This window comes from Chryseobacterium sp. RU37D (assembly GCF_900156075.1).
Lineage (GTDB): Bacteria > Bacteroidota > Bacteroidia > Flavobacteriales > Weeksellaceae > Chryseobacterium.
Genome location: NZ_FTMM01000008.1, coordinates 69,619 through 91,295, shown reverse-complemented (window position 1 = coordinate 91,295; position 21,677 = coordinate 69,619). Strand labels below are relative to the sequence as shown.

Genomic DNA, 21,677 nt, shown 5'->3' with positions numbered 1-21,677 from the left:
AACTAGTTGTTTATAAATTCCAAATAAAGTGACAGTTCTGTTGAAAGGTCTTGCCATGTTTTTCAAGTTATACCGTAAAATTAGTTCTTTTTAAAATATGATTTTGAACATGTTTTAATAAATTGTTTCATTTTAAATGAAACAATTAAATGTTTATTTATTAGGTTTGTATCATTAATTCAAATAATAAAAGATGAATACCAATCAAAAAAACTTAATTAAAGCAACCATCCCTTTTTTAAAAACAAATGGGACCGATCTTACAAAACATTTTTATGCAACAATGCTTTCAGAAAATCCCGAATTGAATAATCTTTTCAATATAAGCAATCAGGCAAGTGGAAGACAGCAAAATGTATTGGCAAACACTGTATTGGCTTACGCCGAAAATATTGAAAAGCCTACCGTTCTTATTAATATTCTAAAAGGTATCGGAAACAAACATGTAAGCTTAAATATTCATCCTGAACAATACAAAATTGTAGGACATTATCTCATTTCGTCAATAAAAGCTATATTGGGAGATGCTGCTACAGCCGAAATCATTGAAGCGTGGACAGAAGCATACAACGAGCTTGCACAGATCATGATTTCTCTCGAAGACGGAATGTACCAATCTAAGGTGAGAAAGACAGGAGGTTGGAAAGGCTGGAGAACATTCATCATTTCAGACATTGTAGAAGAAAGTGCAGAGATTAAGTCTTTTTACCTGAAACCAAAAGATAAAGGAACAATCACAGATTACCACCCTGGACAATATATTTCTGTAAAAACATTTGTACCTGAGCTTCAGCACGAGCAACCGAGACAGTATAGCCTGTCTTCTGCTTTCAATCCGGAATACTACAGGATTTCGGTAAAAAAAGATCAAAACAATCAGCATCTTCCTGATGGTATTGTTTCCAATATACTACACAAAAAAAATATCGGGGATGAGATTGAGGTAAGTGCGCCTTCAGGGGTGTTCCACTTGGATACGCATTCCGAAAATCCGATGGTACTGATAAGCGGTGGTGTTGGGATAACTCCTCTTTTTAGCATGTTGGAAGCAAACAAAAACAGTGTTAAAAAAAAACAGTTGTATGGCTGCATAGCTGCCGTAATGAGAAAGTCCATGCATTTAAAGACTATTTAGAAGACTTAAATAAAAATCACGACTGGCTATTTACTCACATTTTTTATGAAACAATAGATGAAAATTTTGATCATAAAAAAAATAATTCGATAAAACAAGGACGAATAGATTTAAGCGTCATCAAAGATGAAATTCTTATTGATAATGCAAAGTATTATATTTGTGGCCCCGAAGCCTTCATAAAGGTACAATACAATTCTTTAGTGCAATTGGGCATTTCTAAGGAAGATATATATTTCGAAGAATTCGGACCTCAATTGATTCAATTAAATTAAAACTTATGAAACTGAACCATTTTACGGATTACAGTCTACGTGTGCTAATTTATTTACACAAAAAAAGCAATACAGCACCAAGCTCTTTGGATGAGCTCTCTTCCAAGCTAAATATCGTACGCAATCATCTGATTAAAGTGGTTCAGTTTTTGGCTAAAAAAGAAATGGTAATTACCAAAAGAGGAAAAGGCGGGGGAATTATTATATCTGAAAAAGCCAATATCACAGGTTTGGGTGATCTGATCCATTTATTAGAACAAGACGATTCACCTATAATAAACTGTAGCACCAAAGCCTGTATTTTTATTTCTTACAGCTGTCGGCTAAAAGTATTTTTTAATGCAGCTTACCAAGCATTTTTAGACAATATGAACCAGCATAAACTTAAGGATTTAATCTTCACCGACTGGGAAAGTATATTCATGAATCATCTCAATGACAAACACCTTACTTAAAAATGCATGAATTACCTTTGCATTTAATCAATATTTGCATTTAATCAATAATGTAAGAAAAGATTTTTAATCAAACCTAGCTTTTCCTTTATAAGAATTTGAGAAAAATAATCAAGCTTTAATATTTCTGTTACCCTTCATAAACGTAGGTGGTCAAATAATGCAGTTTCGGTTTACTTGACGCCTCAGATTCTGCTTTTGCCTGTTCCAGAGAATATTGGGAATTGATCTCTTTCTTCTGGAACACAAATGAGTTATTCGCATTTTTATCGACCACATCATTAAAAATATATTCTATTTCAGAATTCGCCAGCGAAGCAAAGCTGATGTCTTCAAAACCGTACATTAACCTTAAATCATCAAACTGCGCAAAATTCTCATTGACGAAGCTTTGTAGCTGATTTTTAGATTCAAAATTTCCGGCCCAGATATTATAAACATAGCTTTTCGTTTTCGGCTTGTCAAAAATGCTCTGATAAACAAAGTTTTCACCAAGATATGCTTCCCTTACCTGCGGATCATTGGCCAGCTCTTCCGGAAGGCCTTCTTTTAAGATCCTTCCTTCAAACATAATATAAGTTTTATTTGTAATGGCCAGCGTTTGCTGTACATTATGATCGGTAATCAGAATACCTATATTTTTATCCGTAAGGCTTCTTACAATTTTCTGAATATCTTCCACGGCTATAGGATCTACCCCGGCAAAAGGCTCATCCAGAAGAATAAAGCTTGGGTCTGTTGCAAGACAACGGGCAATTTCCGTTCTACGTCTTTCACCACCGGATAGAAGATCACCACGGTTTTTACGGACGTGTTGCAAAGAAAATTCTTCAATAAGCTCATCACATTTAATCTGCTGCTCGCGTTTTGAAAGCTTTGTCAATTGCAAAACACCCATAATATTCTCTTCCACCGACAGTTTTCGGAAAACAGAGGCTTCCTGAGCAAGATAACCAATACCTTTCTGAGCTCTCCTGTACATGGCATCGGTAGTTATTTCTTGCTTGTCTAAGAAAATTTTACCGGAAGTAGGCTTAACCAAACCAACAATCATATAAAATGAAGTGGTTTTCCCCGCCCCGTTCGGGCCAAGCAAACCAACAATCTCTCCCTGCTGAACCTGTACAGAAACCCCTTTTACAACTTTTTTAGGACCATATTCTTTGATTAAGTTTTCTCCGCGTAAAATCATAGCAGCAAAGATAAAGTTTTTTTGAATTCAAATTTTAGGTTGAAAAATAGAGGCCGAAGTTTTATGAAATTTTAATATGTTTTATTGAATTCTTCGACGGGCTTCATTACAAATAAGCCGCTCATAAACTGTAAGTATTAGAGATCTCATGCTGAGCCTGTAGAAGTTTCTTGTATTAAATTAATATATTAGTATGTAACATCTTACGTCTTAAAACTACCAATTAAAAGACAATCACTTAAAATCTTTAAAAAATGGAAAATTACGGTTATACAAAAACTGAAAATGATAGTCTGCAAAGCAATGCACCTTACCGCTCAGAAAAGAAAATCCCTGCAGCTATATTGGGAATTCTTGTAGGATGGCTTGCATTAAATAAATTTTATTTGGGTTACACAAAAGAAGGAATTATTCAGCTTATACTAAATGTTGTTACTTTCGGTGCAGCATCAATTATCCCTTTTGTTGAAGGGATTTTGTACCTTTTCATGAGCGACAAGCAATTTGATGACACCTATGTGTATGGTAAAAAAGGCTGGCTGTAAGATTTAAAATAAATTCTGGATCATTCTATTTTATTTCCATAATTTTATAATACCAATTAACACAAAAAATTATTATGGAAAATAATCAACAGCTGACCGACCTTCTGGCTCTTGACCTAGGCATCACCATTAACAACCGAAGACCGTATGCAAAGGAAGTCTTCAAATGGCAGGATATAGATCTCCTTCCCCATTCTTCCATGGATACCATGCTTTGCGAAATTTACGAATGGAACGGAAGAAACTGGCGGACAACCAATAATAACCTCATCGGATATCTCTTTTCCGGTGAACAGCTGAATACGGTTAAAAATCAGCTTATCAATGTGCAGAAATTTCCTGCAATGATCCCTGATTTTGAATTCACAAAAGACAGCATGATTGAGTACGGATTTTCCATCCCTTCCCTTTTCAATATCGGGGTAAACGGAAATATAAGCAACGCTAAAAGCTTTTCTGTAAGGGTAAACGGAGTAACGAAATCAAGAATTACCAATATTGATTTGCCCGGAATTGAAATTTTAAGAAGCTATTCTGAATTCACTCAAAATGAATCACGGACTTACAGAAAAAACATTAAGTTTAATTATTTAAGCACCTCACTTTTCTTTGCGAAAAGCGTAGAAATTTATCTTGAAAAAGACTCCGGGGTTGGCATTGATATAAGCTTTCAGACAGAAAATGTAGAAGTAGAAGCCAAAGCAGATACAGACACAAAAAAACATTTCGTCTTAAAATATTCTGGAAATCAGGCGCCTTTTGCAGCAAAATTTACAAAAGGAAAGGATTTTAATATTTTTAAATAATAATAAGTTATGAATAGTGAATTATGAGTTAAAAAATAGTTCGTTTACAGATTAATTCTTAACTCATAATCCATCACTCAATATGTTTTAAATTTAAAAATCCCTAAATTTGTCTATTAATACTGACGTTTCAATGCAGAACAAGCTCAAAATCATTAATGACCCGGTTCACGGTTTTATTAAAATTCCACACGAAATTTTATTCGATATTATAGAGCATCCTTATTTTCAGAGATTAAGAAGAATAGGACAAACTGGGCTTTTAAATCTGATTTTCCCTGGGGCAACCCATACAAGGTTTCATCATGCGCTGGGAGCTATGCACCTGATGTTTATCGCTCTGGAAACATTAAAACAAAAAGGGGTGAAAATTTCTGAAGAAGAAGAAAAAGGCGCCATGCTTGCAATTTTAATGCACGACATCGGTCATGGGCCGTTTTCCCATGCACTGGAAAGTATGTTGATGGACGACTGGCATCATGAAAACCTTTCTTTACTATTAATGAACAGATTAAATGAAGAGTTTAATGGTGAGCTTTCTTGTGCTATTGAAATGTTTCAAGGGAAATATCATAGAAAATTTTTCAATCAGCTTATTTCTTCCCAGCTGGATGTTGACAGGCTTGATTATTTAAAACGTGATAGCTTTTTCACCGGAGTGTCTGAAGGAAGCATCAATACACAGAGAATCATTTCCATGATGAATGTTTGTGACGAAGGCGAGCTTGTGATTGATGCAAAAGGGGTTTATTCTATTGAGAACTTCCTCACAGCCAGAATGTTCATGTATTGGCAGGTGTATTATCATAAAACCTCGGCTTTAGCGGAGTTTTTGTTGGTTAAAATTTTAGAAAGAGCAAAATACCTTGTTTCCCAGGGCAAAGATCTGGATGCTGCAGAAAACCTGAAATATTTTCTCTACCGTGGAAAAAGCGCTGCGACAGATGAAGATATAGAAAGATTTACTCAGCTGGACGACAATGATGTCATTCAAGCTATGAAAATCTGGCAGAATTCCAACGATCTTGTACTGTCTTATTGGTGTACCTGTGTGATTCAGAGAAACCTTCCTAAAACAATTATTTCGTCCCATTCATTTGGCGCTAAATTTATTGAAGAAAAAATAAGAAAAACCAATGAATTTTTCGGAATCGATAATGGAGAACAATTAGTACACGAAATTAAAAGAAAACTCCTCCCCTACAATACTGAAAAACAGCCTATTTATCTCTTGCAGAAAAATGGTAAAAAAATACGCCTCGAAGATTCTCAGGATCAACTTTTATCAGGGCTTATGATCAACAAAACGACACGGTATATTTTTACTTATCCGAGAGACATTGCAAAATAAATTCTTAAAGTATATTAAAATTCACTATCCTAAAACCAAAAAATGTTTGTGAATTAGAGAATTTCTTATCTTTGCAGAATATGGAATTTACAGCTTCGCAAATTGCAAGTTTTATTGACGGTAAAATAATAGGCGATGAAAATATGCTTATTACAGGAGTTTCACCAATTGAACAGGGGGAATCAGGACACCTTTCTTTTATAGCACAAGATCGGTTTTCGCATTATTTGGATACTTCAAAATGTTCCGTCATCATAGTTTCGGAAAAACTTTTGATAAAAGATACTTACAATCCCACTATTATTGTAGTAAAAGATGCTTATCTTTCTTTTCAGGTTCTGATGAATCTTTATCAGGAAATGCAGGGTAGAAAACAAGGAATTGAGGATGGTTCTTCGATTCACGATACTGCCGTGATTGGTGATGGAGTATATATCGGGGCTTTCACTTACGTTTCTGAAAAGGCAAAAATCGGAGAAGGTACACAGATCTATCCTCAGGTATATATAGGAAAAGGAGTAAAAATTGGGAAAAGCTGCAAGATTGACAGCGGAGCGAGAATTTATGACTACTGTATTATCGGGGATAATTGTGTGATTCATTCCAATACGGTCGTAGGTGGAGATGGATTTGGCTTTCAACCTACTCCTGAGGGTTTCAAAAAAATTCCTCAACTAGGAAATGTGATTATTGAAGATGATGTAGAAATCGGTTCCAATTGTAGCATAGACAGAGCTACCATAGGTTCCACAATTATAGGGAAAGGTACTAAGATCGACAATCTGATCCAGATTGCACATAACGTAAAAATAGGGAAAAACAACGTAATCGCTGCTCAAGCAGGAATTGCAGGCTCTACAACTATCGGCGACTGGAACCAGATTGGAGGCCAGGTGGGTGTTGTTGGCCATATTAAAATAGGAAATCAGGTAAAAATTCAGGCTCAGAGCGGCGTGAATTCAAGCGTTAATGATAAAGAAACATTGTACGGTTCACCGGCAATCAGTTATAATGACTACCTTAGAAATTATGTTCATTTCAGAAACTTTACTGAAATAGTTAACAGAATAAATAATCTTGAGAATAACTCAAAAGATAAAACTAATGAGTGATATGCAAAAAACACTTCAGGAGGAAGTGACCCTTTCCGGAATCGGACTTCATACTGGTAAAGAAGTAAAACTTACCATGAAACCCGCAAAAGAAAATACAGGTTTTGTATTCGTAAGAACAGATCTGGAAGGACATCCTCAGGTGGAAGCTGATGTTAATTATGTAGTAGCAACAGAAAGAGGAACAACATTAGAAAAATTAGGCGTAAAGATCAATACCTGCGAGCATCTTCTAGCTGCTCTGGTAGGTTGTGATGTTGATAATGCCATTCTTGAAATGGATGCATCTGAACCACCAATTTTAGATGGATCTTCAAAGTTTTTTGTAGAAGCGATCGAAAGTGTTGGAGTGGTAAAGCAGAATACGGCAAGAGAATATCTTGTGGTAAAAGAAGTCCTTACGTATAATGATCCCACAACAGGCTCGGAAATTACAATCATTCCTTCGGATACTTACGAAATTACTACAATGGTAGATTTTGGAACTAAAGTTTTAGGGACTCAAAATGCTACACTTAAAAATATTTCAGAATTTAAAGAAGAAATTTCATCTGCAAGAACTTTCAGCTTCCTGCATGAATTGGAAACACTTCTTGATCATGGTTTGATCAAAGGTGGTGATATTTCTAATGCGATCGTTTATGTAGATAAAGATCTGACTCCTGAAACTACGGAAAAATTAAAGAAAGCTTTTGGTAAAGATAATGTATCTATTAGACCAAACGGAATTCTTGATAATTTAAATTTAAACTATCCTAATGAAGCCGCAAGACACAAATTGCTTGATGTAATCGGTGATTTAGCTTTGGCTGGAGTAAAAATAAAAGGCAAGGTAATTGCCAACAAACCAGGACATTTCGTAAATACACAATTTGCTAAAAAACTGAACCGTCAGTGGAAATTGCAGAAAAAGAAAAACGTTCCTGATTTTGATTTAACAAAAGAACCAGTTTTCGATATCAACGGAATCATGAAGTTGATGCCTCACAGACCTCCGTTCTTATTAATTGATAAAATTCTTGAGCTTTCAGATTCTCATGTTGTAGGTCTTAAAAATGTTACAATGAATGAACCTTTCTTCGTTGGACATTTTCCTAAAGAACCTGTAATGCCAGGAGTTTTACAAGTGGAAGCTTTAGCACAGACAGGAGGAATCCTTGTATTGGCAAGTGTACCGGATCCTGAAAACTACTCTACTTATTTTATTAAAATAGATAAAGTAAAATTCAAGAGAAAAGTAATTCCCGGAGATACGCTTATTTTCAAAATTGAATTGATAGAGCCTATCAGAAGAGGAATTGTTCATATGCAGGGCTATGGTTACGTAGGAGATACGGTAGCTGTAGAAGCTGAACTAATGGCCCAAGTTGCAAAAAATAAAGTTGATTAAATGATTCATCAATTAGCAGCCGTAGATAAACGTGCGAAAATCAGCAAAAATGTAATTGTAGAACCATTTACTACTATTGCAGGGGATGTGGAAATCGGGGAAGGAACATGGATTGGTCCCAATGTTACCATCATGGATGGAGCAAGAATAGGTAAAAATTGTAGAATTTTTCCAGGGACAGTAATTTCTGCAATTCCTCAGGATTTAAAATTCGATGGTGAAGATACACAGGTAATTATCGGTGACGATACAACAATCAGAGAGTGTGTAACAGTAAACAGAGGTACGAAAGCTCTTGGTTATACAAAAATCGGGAAAAATTGCTTGATTATGGCGACTTCTCATATTGCTCACGACTGTGTTATCGGAGATCACGTTATCATCGTAAACGGTTGCGGTATTGCAGGTCACGTAGAAATTGGTGATTATACGGTAATGGGAGGCTTATCGGCAGTTCACCAGTTTGGTAAAATAGGAAAACATGTAATGATTTCTGGTGGTACTTTGGTAAGAAAAGATATTCCACCTTATGTAAAAGTAGCTAGAGAGCCGATGTCTTATGCAGGAATCAATTCTGTAGGTTTGAGAAGAAGAGGTTTTACCAACGAAAAAATCTTTGAAATCCAGAAAATTTACAGAGCAATTTTCCAGATGAAGATGAATGTTTCCCAAGCGATCACACATATTGAAAAGGAAATGCTTCCTACTGCGGAAAGAGATGAAATCCTGCAATTTATCCAAAACTCCCCGAGAGGTATCGTAAAAGGGTACGGAACAGGGAAAGATAGAGAATAAATTAATAAAAATACTATCATGAAAAGTTTAATCTTACTCATAACGCTTTCTGTGACATCTTTTTTGTTTGGACAGCAAACAGAAGGATTAAAAACTGAAAAAACAACCAGGACTTCCATCATGGAAAGAAAACTTCCCACTAAATCTAATGACAGTATTGCTAAAAATAATTTAAATAATATCCTGAAGCAGCAGAATACAGGAAGTTCTATTTTAGGAACGACCTACCAGTACAACTCTGAAGTTCAGATGAATGTAAACAGACTAAATAATAATGTGAATACGTTCAACAATAATACATTCAACAAAATGATGCCTCAGGGCCAGGGAATACAGTTTAATAAAAGAAAATAAAATATATAAAAATTAATGGCAACAAGTAACGATATCAGAAAAGGACTTTGCATTGAGTACAGCAACGATATTTTTAAGGTTATTGAATTCTTACACGTAAAACCGGGAAAAGGTCCTGCTTTCGTTAGAACAAAATTAAAATCTGTAACCAACGGAAAAGTAATCGACAATACTTTCTCTGCAGGTCACAAAATCGACGAAGTAAAAGTTATTACAAGAAAATACCAATATCTTTATGATGATGAGAATGGTTTCCACTTCATGAATAATGACGACTTCTCTCAATTATACTTAAATAAAGATATGATTGAAAACTCAAACTTAATGAAAGCAGGTGAAGAAGTTACCATCATATTGAAAGAAGCTGATGAAACACCGCTTTCTGCAGAATTACCGCAGTCTGTCTATTTAGAAGTAGTGGAAGCTGATCCGGGGGTAAAAGGAAATACAGCAACCAATGCCCTTAAAAACGCAATCGTGGAAACAGGAGCAAGAGTAATGGTTCCTTTGTTCATCGAGCCTGGAGATAAGATCAAAGTAAGCACGGAAGACGGTTCTTACTTGGAAAGAGTAAAAGAATAATTATTCAAAAATAATATGAGGCTGGAAGTATAAAAACTTTCAGCTTTCATTTTTATATGGCAGCTTTCTAGTTTATTTACCCAGAGCGAGTAAAAGGTTCAAACCAGCTGCAATTTGAAGTTGAAAAACCAAACCGTGACAAAGTTTGGAACCTTAACACGATTGAAAATTTAAAACATTTTTAGAAAATATGACGTTTCATCAGCCACAAAAACTGAAAACTATTGCAGATCTTATCGGAGCTAAATTTGTCGGTCCTGAAGACTTTAAAATACTGGGGACCAACGAGATCCATATGGTAAGACCGGGAGATATAGTTTTTGTAAATCATCCCAAATATTATGACAAAGCCCTAAACTCCGCTGCTACCATTATCCTAATTGATAAAGAAGTAGATTGCCCCGAAGGAAAAGCGCTTTTGGTTTCTGATGATCCTTTCAGGGATTTTAATAAAATTAATACTCACTTTACGAGAATATATAATTTCACCGAAGAGCTTCACGATGCAGAAATTGGCGAAGGAACAAAGATCCACCACTCCGCTGTGATCGGAAATAATGTAAAAATAGGAAAAAACACTCTTATTTTTCCAAATGTTGTAATCGGCGACAGAACGGTGATAGGTGATAATGTGATCATCCAGGCGAATACTGTTTTAGGTGGTGACGCTTTTTATTACAGAAAATTAAATGGAAATTTTGACCGCTTGATCTCGGTAGGAAACATTGTAATCGAAAACAATGTAGAAATTGGAAACGGCTGTACCATCGACAGAGGGGTTACAGATTCTACAATTATCGGCGAGGGCTCAGTTTTAGACAATCAAATACAGATTGGCCACGATACAATTATTGGTAAAAAATGTCTGATTGCTTCTCAAGTGGGAATCGCAGGATGTTGTGTGATTGGTGATGAAGTAACTTTATGGGGACAGGTTGGTATCGCTTCAGGAAATAAAATTGAAAGTGGGTCTGTACTTTTAGGAAAAACAGGAGTCAACAGGGATCTTGAAAAAGGAACTTACATCGGCATGTTTGCAGAAGATTTCAAATCATATTTGAAAAAAGAAGTAAAGCTGAGAAATCTCAAATAAACAAATTCTTTAGATTTATCTTTAATCAAAGAAATTTAATTAAATTTGTGTGCACTAAAAATTAATAAATTAAATAAATAATAAAAATGTCAATTTTAGTAAACAAAGATTCTAAAGTAATTGTACAAGGATTTACAGGGAACGAAGGTACTTTCCATGCTGGCCAGATGATCGAATACGGAACAAACGTTGTAGGCGGTGTTACTCCGGGAAAAGGAGGAAGCGAGCACTTAGGAAAGCCTGTATTCAATACTGTAGCTGATGCTGTTACAAAGGCTGGAGCTAATGTAAGTATTATTTTCGTACCGCCTGCATTTGCCGCTGACGCTATTATGGAAGCTGCTGAAGCTGGGATCAAAGTGATCGTATGTATTACTGAAGGTATTCCGGTAGCGGATATGGTGAAAGTAAAATCTTACATTGCTGACAGAGATTGCAGATTAATCGGCCCGAACTGCCCTGGAATCATTACTTCTGAAGAAGCTAAAATTGGTATTATGCCAGGTTTTGTTTTCAAAAAAGGTAAAGTAGGCATTGTTTCAAAATCCGGAACTCTTACTTATGAAGCTGCAGATCAGGTCGTAAGAGCTGGTTTCGGTATTTCTACAGCGATCGGTATCGGTGGCGACCCAATTATCGGGACTACCACAAGAGAAGCTTTGGAACTATTTATCAACGATCCTGAAACAGAAGCGGTTGTAATGATTGGTGAAATTGGTGGTGGTCTTGAGGCTGAAGCAGCAAGATGGTATAAAGCCAGCGGTTCTACAAAACCTGTTGTAGGCTTCATTGCAGGGCAAACGGCTCCTAAAGGAAGAACAATGGGCCACGCAGGTGCTATCGTAGGCGGGGCTGAAGATACAGCTCAGGCTAAGATGGAAATTATGAGAGAAAACGGTATTACTGTTGTAGATTCTCCGGCTGACATCGGTGCTACTATAGCAAAAATTTTAGCTTAAAATAATACAAAAACCAACAATATGAAAAAATTTTTATTAGCCTCCGCAATGGCACTTTCTACAATGTCTTTCGCTCAGATAGATTTGAAGAGTACAAGATTTGGTGTAAGTGTCGGAGGCGACTATTCAGGGGTAAAAAATGCCCACAATCCCTCAGGAAAAAGATTTTCAGTTCAGGCCGGGGTTTTAGCTCAGATTCCTCTAGGTTCGGAAAATCAGTTTTTCATTCAGCCGGAAGTACAATACTATGGTGCAGGAGAAACTGGTAAAAACAAAGATTCTAAAGGAGCTGATGGTTATGACGCTGTTTATGCCAATAACTATTTAAGTGTTCCCATCAGCTTTAAAGCTTATTTCTCTGAATCTGAATCAGAATTCTTTGGTTTGATTGGTCCTAGATTTAATTTCTTATTAAGTCAGAAGGTGAAAAATGCTCCAATATCCAGACCTTATTATGATCCGGATTTCCAGCCAACAGCTGAAAACCCGCAGCTGAACGGAAAAGCTAAAGGTTTCAACTTCGCGATCGGATTAGGTGTTGGTTACAGCTACAAAAGACAATTAGAACTTACGGCAAGATATGATTTTGGCCTGTCTAATACCTATCCAGGACTTACTTATGAGCCAAAAGGATCCGACAAGAAAAAGTCTGAGCAGGTTCTCAGCTTAAGTTTAAGCTATATCTTTAAGTAATAATTTATTTTATTAAATATAAAAACCTGAAACTTAAGTTTCGGGTTTTTTATTTATATGATCATTTTGCTCTGCATGTTATCCTTTAATCCATTTCCAAAGCTCTTTTAAAGTAGCCTTATTACCGTACATTAAAATCCCTACTCTGTATATTTTCCCGGCAACGAAAATCATGAAAATCGTCGTACCCAGAAGCAAGGTAATTGACAATACAATCTGCCAGGCCGGAACACCAAACGGAATCCTTGCAATCATCGCAACCGGAGAAGTAAACGGAATAATAGACAACCAGAAACCAAGCGGACCATCTGGATTATTCATCAGAGAAAAGCTTCCGTACATCCCAAGCATCAGTGGAAGGATGGCAAATAATGTGAATTGCTGCGTTTCAGTCTCATTATCTACTGCAGAACCAATTGCTGCATAAATAGAGCTGTAAAAGATATATCCTAAAAGGAAAAATACGATAAACACGAAGATAATCAAAGGAAAGTTCAGTTCGAGTAAACTATGAGAAACCTGGGTTGCGATTTGCGTAATATCAAGCTTGCTGGCCAGCTCTTCATTTCCTCCCGGAATATTTTTCTGTATAGAGGCAAATCCTGTATTCAAGACTAAAGCTCCTATCACAGACATGGTAATCCAAACCGTAAACTGCGTCAAGGCAACTAAAGTTACCCCTAAAATCTTCCCCATCATTAATTCAAAAGGCTTTACCGAAGAAATAATAATTTCCACTACACGGTTATTTTTTTCCTCGAGAACACTGCGCATAACCCTTACCCCATAAATGATAATGAACATGAAGGTAACATACATCAGTAGGATACTCAATCCGCTTTTCACTCCCAGGGCAAGATCAGAATCTTCTTTATTGTTTTCGGAAACATTGATGGTTTTCAGGGTAAAGCTTTTGTCCAGATTAATCAATTGAGCTTCTGCAATTCCCAATTGCTTAATCTTTTCTTTTTTAATGACTTCTCTGATATCCGAAATGATTTTCTGCTTCGTATCAAACGCTATTTTACTATTGATAACCAACCTTGCATTCTTCTGTAAGTCTTCAAAATTTTGATCTTTCAGTTCCGGTAAAATTAGAATTCCATCAAGAGATTCATTCTCTTTCAGATTGTTAATTTTAGACTTTTCATCAGCTGCAGCAACGAAAATATAGTTCAGCTTATCATTGGATTTCAGTTGATTTTTAAAAAGTCCGCTCTTATCCACCACATCAATCACACTATGAGACTCATTCGCTTTAAACATCAATCCGATTACTGCGCCAAAAGCAATCAGCATAATCGGAGCCAGGAGAGTTAATATAATGAAGGATTTTTTCTTTACCTGCGTAAGAAATTCCCTTTTTGTAATTAAAAAAATATTATTCATAACTAAGAATGATTACTTACGGCATTAATAAACACTTCATTCATACTGGGAATTTTTTCGTCAAACGATCTTACTTTTCCTACGTTTACCAAATCCAGTAGAATATGGTTTTGATCGGCTTCATTTTTTAGATCAAAAGAAACCAGGTTATTTTCTGATATCATATTGAAAATTTCATATTTATTTTTAAAAATTTCCAATTGAGAATCGTTTATTTCAGAAAGTGTAACTCCAAAAATATTTTTCTTGAACTTTTCTCGTACATCAAAAACCCTTCCGTCTATAATCTTTTTTGAATTGTTGATCAAAGCTACATAATCACACATTTCCTCTACACTTTCCATTCTATGCGTGGAAAGGATAATTGTAGTCCCGTTATTTTTAAGCTCGATGATCTGATCTTTAATTAAATTCGCATTTACCGGGTCAAAACCAGAAAAAGGCTCATCAAGAATCAAAAGATGTGGTCTGTGCAGAACAGTCACTACAAATTGGATTTTTTGAGCCATCCCTTTTGAAAGCTCAGACAGCTTTTTTTTCCACCACTGATCAATATGAAGCTTATCGAACCATTTTTTAGCCTCCTGCAGAGCATCATTTTTACTCATTCCTTTCAGTTCACCGAAGTACAGAAGCTGATCACCGACCGTCATGTTTTTGTACAGCCCCCTTTCCTCGGGCATATAGCCGATGTCTTTGATATGATCAGGATTAAGATTACGTCCATTAATTTGGATTTCTCCGGAATCTGCCTGTGTAATTTGATTGATGATACGGATAAAAGATGTTTTTCCGGCTCCGTTCGGGCCAAGAAGACCATAAATACACCCTTTCGGGACATGGATACTGAAATCATCCAAAGCTACCTTTTTACCGGCATTATAGGTCTTTCTAATATGTTCAGCTTTTAGCATTAAATTGTATTTACTTTAGTTAGTATAATAAAGTCCCGAAAGTTACGGAATTATTAAAACAGAATTAAGCTAAAAGAAAAAATCCTGATGATTATCAGGATTAATTTATTGTTTCACGATTTGGGTAACCTTCATGGTATTGTCACTCAAAATGTAACGAATGAGATATTTCCCGGGTTTCAATTTTTCTATATTGATCTCCCCCGAGTTCATATTCACTGCATAATTAGCAACCTGTGTACCCAAGATTGAATAAAAAGTCACACTTTTGATTCTTAAATTAGAATCTTTTGCCTTAATGATAAGGAAATCCTTCGCAGGATTTGGATAGGCAACAAACACACCATCATCAGACTTCTGAGAGATGGACGCTGGCTCTTTTATCTGAGCTTTCATATTGTTGGAAAACCCAACAAAAGTGCCTAAAAAGATAAATAAAAGTAAAAGTTTTTTCATCAAATAATAATTTCTCAAGTATTTTACAACAAAAATAAATAATTCTACAATTCTACGCAATAGTTTTTTGTATAAGTTATAGTAAATTTGCATTAAAATTCATTCAAAAAGTATTCCAAAAATGATACATTCAAGAAACAGAAGGCTTAGAGTAAATGAGTCTGTGAGAAGTCTTGTAAGAGAATGCACCCTTACAACCAATGATTTTGTAATGCCGATCTTCGTAATGGAGGGCGAAAATAAGGAGGAACCTATCCTGTCGATGCCGGGAATTTTCAGGAGAAGCATTGATCTGACGATAAAAGAATGTAAGGAATTATTTTCTTTGGGAGTAAAGGCGGTCAATTTATATATGAAAGTTTCCGATGATCTGAAAGATAACACCGGAAAGGAAGCATGGAACAAAAACGGATTGATGCAAAATACCATAAGGGCGATCAAAGATGCAGTTCCCGAAATGGTAGTGATGCCGGACGTAGCTTTAGACCCCTACTCTATCTACGGTCACGACGGAATTATCGAAAACGGAAAAATTGCAAATGATGCTACCAACGACGCACTAGCAAGAATGTCAGTTTCTCACGCAGAAGCCGGAGCCGATATTGTCGCGCCAAGTGATATGATGGACGGCAGAGTCCAGGTTATTCGTGAGGCTTTGGAAGAAAGCGGATTTTCTGACGTGGGTATTCTGAGTTATGCTGCAAAATATGCCAGTTCTTTTTACGGCCCTTTTAGAAGTGCATTAGACAGTGCTCCGAAAGACAATATGGAAATTCCGAAGGATAAAAAAACCTATCAGATGGATTTTCATAATTCGAGAGAAGCGTTAAATGAAGTTTTCAAAGATATTGACGAAGGTGCCGATATTATCATGATCAAACCGGGACTTCCCTACCTTGATATCGTTTCGAAAGTTCGTGAGGCGATTGATCTACCGATAGCAGTTTATAATGTAAGCGGTGAATATGCAATGGTAAAAGCTGCCGCACAAAACGGCTGGCTGGATAATGACAAAACAATTATTGAAAGTCTTACCTGCTTTAAAAGAGCCGGTGCAGATATGATCTTTACTTATTTTGCAAAAGAAGCGGCAATGCTTTTAAATAAATAAATCAAGCCTAAAATTATTCGGCCACAAAAATTTTAAATCTTTGTGGCCTTTTTATTTTTTTTACGTTGAAATTAAAAACGAATCACAAAATAACATATTGAATTACAGATAATTAAATGAAATATAAATATTTTTCATATATTTAATGTCAGGAATTCAAAATACGCACGACTTTACTTATAAGGGATGACTTTTATGCAAAACTAACATCCACTGTCTGGATGTCTGAACTAAAATATAAGTCGAATTAAAACAAATTTTTATGAAAAATTATTTTTCAATCAAGCCCTTAAAGCTTAAGCCGTGTGCTATCTTTTTAATTGCTACTGTCTCGTGCAGTGAAAACGAAATGTCAATAGCACCTGAAACTTTTGAGGAAAAAGTAGTGGTTACCAACCGTGGTGCAGGAAGCATAAGTTTTGTAGATGCTATGAATAATAGTGTCTCCAAAACCCTTTCAATACCTAATTCTGAGCCAATGTACGTGGTATATGTTCCTCAAAATGACAAGCTTTATATAGGTGACAGGATGGGGAAAAAAGTACATATTATTAATCCTAAAACTCAGGAAGTTGAACATTCTATAAGTATAGGAAACGGTGTGTTCCATATGTGGGCAGACGGGCTTGGCAAAGAGCTGTGGGTTACGAATGACATTGATAATACAATATCTGTGATCAACCTTGCTACAAGTACTGTCAGTAATACTATTAATGTAGATATGAAACCCCATGATGTATTTCTGACCAAAGATGGCACTACGGCTTTTGTTTCAGTATTTACGGGTAGCTCAACTGCTGATAAGGTCTATAGATATTCCCTTTCCAGCTATACAAAAACAGGAGAAGTGAGCGTGGGGAAAGAACCGCATTTATTCCATCTTTCAAACAGCAATAATCTGTATATTCCCTGTCAATCCGGTAAACTTTACGTTGTAAATCCTAATACGATGAGTGTTACCCTAGAGAAGGATTACTCCAATGCACACGGGATTTTTGCCTCTCCGGATCAATCTAAAATTTTTGTAAGTAACATTACCGGAAATCAATTATTTTCCATTAATTCGACTTCAGGAGAGCAGATCTCTTCCATTCCTTCAGCAGCTGCTATTCCGCATAACATTACGGCAAATAATCATGGTGACAAAATGTTTGTAACACATTCCGGAGCTGCAGGTACTGTTTCCGTTTACAATATAAATTCAGCCGGGACTTTATCCAATGCTGCTTCGTTTACAACTGCAGCTAATCCTTTTGGAATTGTTTATTATAAAAGAAAAACAAATTAATTTTAAAAACACAAATCATGTTACAATCTTATTGGAAAAAAGGAATCTCTTTTGAGTCACATCTCAGCAGGGTTCAGGACTTAGCCGGTATGTACGATGAAAAAGAGCTTGGAACAAAACATATGCTTTTCGTTGAAAGAACAGAACGGGTTATAAAAAATTATCATCCCGATCCTGAGCAAAGAAAAAAATTCAACACAAAGAATTTTAATGGAAATATTTTAATCATTGCAGAAGGATGGTGCGGAGACTGTAGCCAGTCGGTACCGGTAATAAAGCAATTTTTCGGAGACAAAAATCCGATAAGAATTCTTTACCGTGACGAAAATCCTGACCTGATGCAATTATTTCTGACCAACGGAAATGAGGCCGTTCCTATTGTGTTATTTCTTGATAGCAATTGTAATCTAATCACCCATTGGGGGCCTCGTACAAAACATGGAGTAGAACTTTTAGAAAAATTCAAAAGTGATCCTGAAAATTATCCCAGAGAATATTTTTTAAAAGATCTTCATGAATATTATGATCACAACAACGGCTTCGATATTGTAGAAGAAATTCTGGAAATCTTGTAAATCAATTTAATCCAATTGCACATAGCAGTTGGTTTTTATTTTCAAACTTATGACTTTTGATAAAACCTCTTTCAAAAATAAAAAGCAGTACATTCATAGTCAGATTAATTGTTGATTTCAAGTATTGGTTTTAACTAATATTTAACCTTTTACCACGCTAAATTGGGATATTTTAAAAACCTTTGGTCAGCAATTTGATACTATAACCATGTAAAAAATAAATTATGTCAGAAAAGATATTATGGATAGATGATGAAATAGATTTACTCAAACCTCACATCGTTTTCTTAGAAAAAAAAGGATATCAGGTAACCCCTGTTAACAACGTGAATGAGGCTTTGGAATTAATGGATTCAGAAAAATTCGCATTGACGCTTATTGATGAAAATATGCCCGGAATTTCTGGGCTGGAAGCCATTCCTATGATTAAAGATAAAGATAATTCTTTAAAAATAGTAATGGTCACCAAAAGTGAAGAAGAACACATTATGGAAGAAGCCATCGGTTCTCAGATTGCCGATTATATTTTAAAACCCGTAAACCCCAATCAGATTCTTTTATCATTAAAGAAAAACCTTCAGCAGGATAATCTGGTTGAGCAGAAAACTATTTTGCAATATCAGCAGGAGTTTAGAAACCTTTCTATGGAATTGTCTTATTTAAGAACATATCAGGACTGGGCTGAGTATTATAAGAAAATCCTTAATTGGGAAATCAAATTTGATAAAGTAACGGATAATGAATTTGCAGACCTTCTTCAGACTCAGAAAGAGGAAGCCAACATTCAGTTTGCAAAATTTGTCGAAAACAATTATGAAGACTGGCTTCATGATACGGAAAAGCCCATCATGAGCCATACCCTTTTCAAAGAAAAAGTAAAGCAGGAAGTAGAAAAAGAAAAGGTACTTTTATTAATGGTTGATAATCTTCGATACGACCAATGGAAAGTAATAGAGCCTTTATTTACAAAATACTACAATAAAATATCGGAGGATTATTATTACAGCATTTTGCCTACTGCCACACAATATGCAAGAAATTCATTCTTTGCGGGTCTGATGCCGTCTGAAATAGAAAAGCGCTTTCCGGATAAATGGTTCAATGATAATGAAGATGGAAATAAAAACGAATTTGAACGTGATTTCCTTGAGGATCAGATGAAAAGAATCGGCTTAGGATCAAAATCGATGAAATATTTAAAAGTTTTGAATGCAGATTTTGAAAGAAAGATTTTTGATGATTTTAATCAGCATAAAAACAATGACCTTCTGGTTATCGTCTACAACTTTATTGATATCCTTTCTCATGCAAAAACAGATAATCACATTGTAGATCAGTTAATTCGTGATGATAAAACTTTCAGATCTCTGACATTCAATTGGTTTGAAAACTCATCATTAATGAAGATTATTAAAATAGCTGCTGAAAACGGCTTCAAACTGGTGATCACCACCGATCACGGAACGGTTTATGTAAAGAAACCGAGTAAAGTAGTCGGCGACAGGGAAACCTCAACCAATATCAGATATAAAACAGGTAAAAGCTTAACTTATGACGATAGCGATGTATGGGCAATCACAAACCCCGAAAAACTGTTTTTACCCAAAGGTAATCTAAGCTCAAAATATATTTTTGCAAAGAACAATATCTTTTTAGCTTATCCTAAAAATTATAATCACTTTGTAAACTATTATAAAGAAACTTACCAGCATGGAGGGATTTCATTAGAAGAGTGTATTATCCCTATAAGTATTCTAGAGCCCAAATAATTTTCATAGTCTAAATTTGGGCCAAACGAAGCGGAAAAAATCTATAGATTTTTTCCGCTTCGTTTTTATTAATATTTTTGAGACATGAAATTAATCACTTATAATGTAAACGGAATCAGGGCTGCATTCACAAAAGATTTTTTAGGCTGGCTAAAAACGGCAGATCCTGATGTCATCTGTATTCAGGAAAGCAAGGCCGGAAACGACCAAATAGATATCGAAAGTCTTGAGAAGCTGGGCTATCATAGCTATTGGCACTCTGCAATAAGAAAAGGCTATAGTGGAGTCGGGATTGCCTCAAAAATAAGGCCTAATCATGTAGAATATGGTTGCGGCATTGAAAGCTATGATAGTGAAGGAAGAATCATTCGTGCAGATTTTGATGGATTTTCTGCCATTTCCGTATATGTTCCTTCCGCTTCTAATATTGAAAGACTGGATTTTAAAATGCAGTTCTGCCATGACTTTTTAGAATATATAAAAAACTTAAAAAAAGAAATTCCCAACTTAACAATTTCCGGGGATTTCAATATTTGTCATCAGGCTATCGACATTCATGACCCGGTGCGTCTAAAGAATGTATCCGGTTTTTTACCAATGGAAAGGGAATGGATGACCAATTTTATTAATGAATGTGAATTAATCGATAGTTTCAGGTTCTTTAATGACCAGCCCGATAATTATACCTGGTGGAGTTACAGACAAAATTCAAGAGCTAAGAATAAAGGCTGGAGATTGGATTATAATTTTGCTTCACATTCATTAAAAGAAAAACTCTCAAGAGCAATAATTTTAAAGGAAGCGGTACATTCTGATCACTGTCCTGCCTTACTGGAATTTGAGATATAATATCACGCAAAAAGCCAACTGTAGCAGTTGGCTTTTTAATTTTAAATCATAAATTTTTTAATCGACAATTTCATATTCCACCGGAATTGTACCCCTCTTGGTATCTCCGATTTCGTCGAACGCAGCTTTAGACATGTCTAAAGATCTTGAAGAATGATAAGGCCCTCTGTCATTTATCTTCACTATTACCTCTTTACCATTATTAAGGTTTGTTACCTTAATAGTTGTCCCGAAAGGGAGCGTTCGGTTTGCTGCGGTAAACTTTGAATTATCAAAAATCTCTCCGCTTGCTGTTTTTCTACCGTTAAATTTATTGTGGTAGTAAGATGCATAACTTGTTTTTTTTGCATCAGTGGCATTATTCTTGAAAGAATAAATACCAAAGGTTGAAATCATCATTATGATTACGAGAATAAATCTTTTCATCACTTTGAATATTTATTGGTTTGACAGGGCAAATGTATCAGGAAACTTTTAAAGTGCCTAGTCAGAACATTAACAAACGTTAATAAAAACTAAATATTATCTTAATTCAACCTATAACTACCTATTATTAGGGCTTTCACGGCATGCTGTTAAAAAATGTTAA

At 35.5% G+C, this 21,677-nt stretch carries 23 protein-coding genes and 1 pseudogene; 19 read left to right on the top strand and 5 right to left on the bottom strand.

The window, feature by feature from the left end:
* Positions 1-193 precede the first annotated feature (193 nt).
* From BW926_RS05815 to BW926_RS05810, 3 genes are read left to right on the top strand one after another with little or no spacing between them, the layout of a single operon-like run.
* Positions 194-1,135, top strand: a complete 942-nt coding sequence (locus BW926_RS05815; protein WP_228403405.1) for a globin domain-containing protein — start codon at positions 194-196, stop codon at positions 1,133-1,135.
* A complete protein-coding gene (locus BW926_RS14520) occupies positions 1,087-1,410 on the top strand; it encodes a ferredoxin reductase domain-containing protein (protein WP_228403407.1) in 324 nt (107 codons plus the stop codon). Before BW926_RS05815 ends, BW926_RS14520 begins: the two co-directional genes overlap by 49 nt.
* Before the next feature lie 5 nt (positions 1,411-1,415).
* Complete coding sequence (locus BW926_RS05810) at positions 1,416-1,865, top strand: RrF2 family transcriptional regulator (RefSeq protein ID WP_076445087.1); 450 nt, start codon at positions 1,416-1,418, stop codon at positions 1,863-1,865.
* Positions 1,866-2,331: 466 nt separating this feature from the next.
* On the opposite strand, the pseudogene lptB reads toward BW926_RS05810, so the two are convergent.
* Positions 2,332-3,057 (bottom strand): annotated as a pseudogene (lptB, locus tag BW926_RS05805) (LPS export ABC transporter ATP-binding protein); the annotation flags it as partial.
* Between the two features lie 254 nt (positions 3,058-3,311).
* Between lptB and BW926_RS05800 the strand changes: the two are divergent.
* The 11 genes from BW926_RS05800 (at position 3,312) to BW926_RS05750 (ending at position 12,737) form a co-directional block, all read left to right on the top strand.
* Positions 3,312-3,602, top strand: a complete 291-nt coding sequence (locus tag BW926_RS05800; RefSeq protein WP_076445083.1) for a TM2 domain-containing protein — start codon at positions 3,312-3,314, stop codon at positions 3,600-3,602.
* Positions 3,603-3,676: 74 nt separating this feature from the next.
* Positions 3,677-4,408, top strand: coding sequence for a hypothetical protein (locus BW926_RS05795; RefSeq protein WP_076445081.1), 732 nt, complete (start codon positions 3,677-3,679; stop codon positions 4,406-4,408).
* 133 nt (positions 4,409-4,541) lie between these two features.
* Entirely contained in the window at positions 4,542-5,759 is a 1,218-nt protein-coding gene (locus BW926_RS05790) for an HD domain-containing protein (RefSeq protein ID WP_076445079.1), read from the top strand.
* An 80-nt stretch (positions 5,760-5,839) separates the two neighbouring features.
* A complete protein-coding gene (gene lpxD / locus BW926_RS05785) occupies positions 5,840-6,871 on the top strand; it encodes a UDP-3-O-(3-hydroxymyristoyl)glucosamine N-acyltransferase (protein ID WP_076445077.1) in 1,032 nt (343 codons plus the stop codon).
* Positions 6,864-8,261 carry a bifunctional UDP-3-O-[3-hydroxymyristoyl] N-acetylglucosamine deacetylase/3-hydroxyacyl-ACP dehydratase gene (locus BW926_RS05780; RefSeq protein ID WP_076445075.1) on the top strand — a complete coding sequence of 466 codons (1,398 nt, stop codon included), beginning with the start codon at positions 6,864-6,866 and terminating at the stop codon, positions 8,259-8,261. Before lpxD ends, BW926_RS05780 begins: the two co-directional genes overlap by 8 nt.
* Positions 8,262-9,056, top strand: a complete 795-nt coding sequence (gene lpxA / locus BW926_RS05775) for an acyl-ACP--UDP-N-acetylglucosamine O-acyltransferase (protein WP_076445073.1) — start codon at positions 8,262-8,264, stop codon at positions 9,054-9,056.
* A gap of 18 nt (positions 9,057-9,074) precedes the next feature.
* On the top strand, positions 9,075-9,410 hold the full coding sequence (locus tag BW926_RS05770; protein WP_076445071.1) for a hypothetical protein: 336 nt from the start codon (positions 9,075-9,077) through the stop codon (positions 9,408-9,410).
* A 15-nt stretch (positions 9,411-9,425) separates the two neighbouring features.
* On the top strand, positions 9,426-9,992 hold the full coding sequence (efp, locus tag BW926_RS05765; RefSeq protein WP_076445069.1) for an elongation factor P: 567 nt from the start codon (positions 9,426-9,428) through the stop codon (positions 9,990-9,992).
* A 190-nt stretch (positions 9,993-10,182) separates the two neighbouring features.
* Positions 10,183-11,085: a UDP-3-O-(3-hydroxymyristoyl)glucosamine N-acyltransferase gene (locus BW926_RS05760; protein ID WP_076445067.1), complete on the top strand. Its 903-nt coding sequence runs from the start codon at positions 10,183-10,185 to the stop codon at positions 11,083-11,085.
* A gap of 86 nt (positions 11,086-11,171) precedes the next feature.
* Positions 11,172-12,044, top strand: coding sequence for a succinate--CoA ligase subunit alpha (sucD, locus tag BW926_RS05755; RefSeq protein WP_076445065.1), 873 nt, complete (start codon positions 11,172-11,174; stop codon positions 12,042-12,044).
* A gap of 21 nt (positions 12,045-12,065) precedes the next feature.
* A complete protein-coding gene (locus BW926_RS05750) occupies positions 12,066-12,737 on the top strand; it encodes a porin family protein (protein ID WP_076445063.1) in 672 nt (223 codons plus the stop codon).
* A gap of 78 nt (positions 12,738-12,815) precedes the next feature.
* Here BW926_RS05750 and BW926_RS05745 read toward each other — a convergent pair whose 3' ends face one another.
* The 3 genes from BW926_RS05745 to BW926_RS05735 all read right to left on the bottom strand — a co-directional run bounded on the left by BW926_RS05745 (position 12,816) and on the right by BW926_RS05735 (position 15,496).
* Positions 12,816-14,126, bottom strand: a complete 1,311-nt coding sequence (locus tag BW926_RS05745) for an ABC transporter permease (RefSeq protein WP_076445061.1) — start codon at positions 14,124-14,126, stop codon at positions 12,816-12,818.
* 2 nt (positions 14,127-14,128) lie between these two features.
* The gene (locus BW926_RS05740; RefSeq protein ID WP_076445059.1) at positions 14,129-15,040 is read right to left on the bottom strand and encodes an ABC transporter ATP-binding protein; all 912 of its coding nucleotides are present in this window, start codon (positions 15,038-15,040) and stop codon (positions 14,129-14,131) included.
* Positions 15,041-15,145: 105 nt separating this feature from the next.
* Positions 15,146-15,496: a T9SS type A sorting domain-containing protein gene (locus tag BW926_RS05735; protein ID WP_076445057.1), complete on the bottom strand. Its 351-nt coding sequence runs from the start codon at positions 15,494-15,496 to the stop codon at positions 15,146-15,148.
* A gap of 121 nt (positions 15,497-15,617) precedes the next feature.
* Here BW926_RS05735 and hemB point away from each other — a divergent pair, with 121 nt between their 5' ends.
* From hemB to BW926_RS05710, 5 genes are all read left to right on the top strand, one after another.
* Positions 15,618-16,607: a porphobilinogen synthase gene (hemB, locus tag BW926_RS05730; RefSeq protein WP_076445055.1), complete on the top strand. Its 990-nt coding sequence runs from the start codon at positions 15,618-15,620 to the stop codon at positions 16,605-16,607.
* Positions 16,608-16,869: 262 nt separating this feature from the next.
* Positions 16,870-17,895 carry a YncE family protein gene (locus BW926_RS05725; protein ID WP_076445053.1) on the top strand — a complete coding sequence of 342 codons (1,026 nt, stop codon included), beginning with the start codon at positions 16,870-16,872 and terminating at the stop codon, positions 17,893-17,895.
* 17 nt (positions 17,896-17,912) lie between these two features.
* Positions 17,913-18,470, top strand: a complete 558-nt coding sequence (locus BW926_RS05720) for a thioredoxin family protein (protein ID WP_083672272.1) — start codon at positions 17,913-17,915, stop codon at positions 18,468-18,470.
* A 224-nt stretch (positions 18,471-18,694) separates the two neighbouring features.
* The gene (locus BW926_RS05715) at positions 18,695-20,239 is read left to right on the top strand and encodes a T9SS response regulator signal transducer PorX (protein ID WP_076445049.1); all 1,545 of its coding nucleotides are present in this window, start codon (positions 18,695-18,697) and stop codon (positions 20,237-20,239) included.
* Between the two features lie 84 nt (positions 20,240-20,323).
* Entirely contained in the window at positions 20,324-21,088 is a 765-nt protein-coding gene (locus BW926_RS05710) for an exodeoxyribonuclease III (RefSeq protein ID WP_076445047.1), read from the top strand.
* A 57-nt stretch (positions 21,089-21,145) separates the two neighbouring features.
* Here the strand turns inward: BW926_RS05710 and BW926_RS05705 are convergent, their stop codons facing one another.
* Entirely contained in the window at positions 21,146-21,517 is a 372-nt protein-coding gene (locus BW926_RS05705; RefSeq protein WP_076445045.1) for a septal ring lytic transglycosylase RlpA family protein, read from the bottom strand.
* Positions 21,518-21,677 lie beyond the last annotated feature (160 nt).

What these genes read in the sequence shown, in the direction of transcription:
- BW926_RS05760 (WP_076445067.1), top strand. Translation starts at nt 10,183, where the DNA reads ATGACGTTTCATCAGCCACAAAAACTGAAAACTATTGCAGATCTTATC.
- BW926_RS05750 (WP_076445063.1), top strand. Translation starts at nt 12,066, where the DNA reads ATGAAAAAATTTTTATTAGCCTCCGCAATGGCACTTTCTACAATGTCT.
- BW926_RS05790 (WP_076445079.1), top strand. Translation starts at nt 4,542, where the DNA reads ATGCAGAACAAGCTCAAAATCATTAATGACCCGGTTCACGGTTTTATT.
- efp (WP_076445069.1), top strand. Translation starts at nt 9,426, where the DNA reads ATGGCAACAAGTAACGATATCAGAAAAGGACTTTGCATTGAGTACAGC.
- BW926_RS05710 (WP_076445047.1), top strand. Translation starts at nt 20,324, where the DNA reads ATGAAATTAATCACTTATAATGTAAACGGAATCAGGGCTGCATTCACA.
- BW926_RS05795 (WP_076445081.1), top strand. Translation starts at nt 3,677, where the DNA reads ATGGAAAATAATCAACAGCTGACCGACCTTCTGGCTCTTGACCTAGGC.
- hemB (WP_076445055.1), top strand. Translation starts at nt 15,618, where the DNA reads ATGATACATTCAAGAAACAGAAGGCTTAGAGTAAATGAGTCTGTGAGA.
- BW926_RS05800 (WP_076445083.1), top strand. Translation starts at nt 3,312, where the DNA reads ATGGAAAATTACGGTTATACAAAAACTGAAAATGATAGTCTGCAAAGC.
- BW926_RS05715 (WP_076445049.1), top strand. Translation starts at nt 18,695, where the DNA reads ATGTCAGAAAAGATATTATGGATAGATGATGAAATAGATTTACTCAAA.
- BW926_RS05770 (WP_076445071.1), top strand. Translation starts at nt 9,075, where the DNA reads ATGAAAAGTTTAATCTTACTCATAACGCTTTCTGTGACATCTTTTTTG.
- BW926_RS05740 (WP_076445059.1), bottom strand. Translation starts at nt 15,040, where the DNA reads ATGCTAAAAGCTGAACATATTAGAAAGACCTATAATGCCGGTAAAAAG.
- BW926_RS05725 (WP_076445053.1), top strand. Translation starts at nt 16,870, where the DNA reads ATGAAAAATTATTTTTCAATCAAGCCCTTAAAGCTTAAGCCGTGTGCT.
- BW926_RS05780 (WP_076445075.1), top strand. Translation starts at nt 6,864, where the DNA reads ATGAGTGATATGCAAAAAACACTTCAGGAGGAAGTGACCCTTTCCGGA.
- BW926_RS05810 (WP_076445087.1), top strand. Translation starts at nt 1,416, where the DNA reads ATGAAACTGAACCATTTTACGGATTACAGTCTACGTGTGCTAATTTAT.
- sucD (WP_076445065.1), top strand. Translation starts at nt 11,172, where the DNA reads ATGTCAATTTTAGTAAACAAAGATTCTAAAGTAATTGTACAAGGATTT.
- BW926_RS05815 (WP_228403405.1), top strand. Translation starts at nt 194, where the DNA reads ATGAATACCAATCAAAAAAACTTAATTAAAGCAACCATCCCTTTTTTA.
- BW926_RS05735 (WP_076445057.1), bottom strand. Translation starts at nt 15,496, where the DNA reads ATGAAAAAACTTTTACTTTTATTTATCTTTTTAGGCACTTTTGTTGGG.
- BW926_RS05720 (WP_083672272.1), top strand. Translation starts at nt 17,913, where the DNA reads ATGTTACAATCTTATTGGAAAAAAGGAATCTCTTTTGAGTCACATCTC.
- lpxA (WP_076445073.1), top strand. Translation starts at nt 8,262, where the DNA reads ATGATTCATCAATTAGCAGCCGTAGATAAACGTGCGAAAATCAGCAAA.
- lpxD (WP_076445077.1), top strand. Translation starts at nt 5,840, where the DNA reads ATGGAATTTACAGCTTCGCAAATTGCAAGTTTTATTGACGGTAAAATA.
- BW926_RS05745 (WP_076445061.1), bottom strand. Translation starts at nt 14,126, where the DNA reads ATGAATAATATTTTTTTAATTACAAAAAGGGAATTTCTTACGCAGGTA.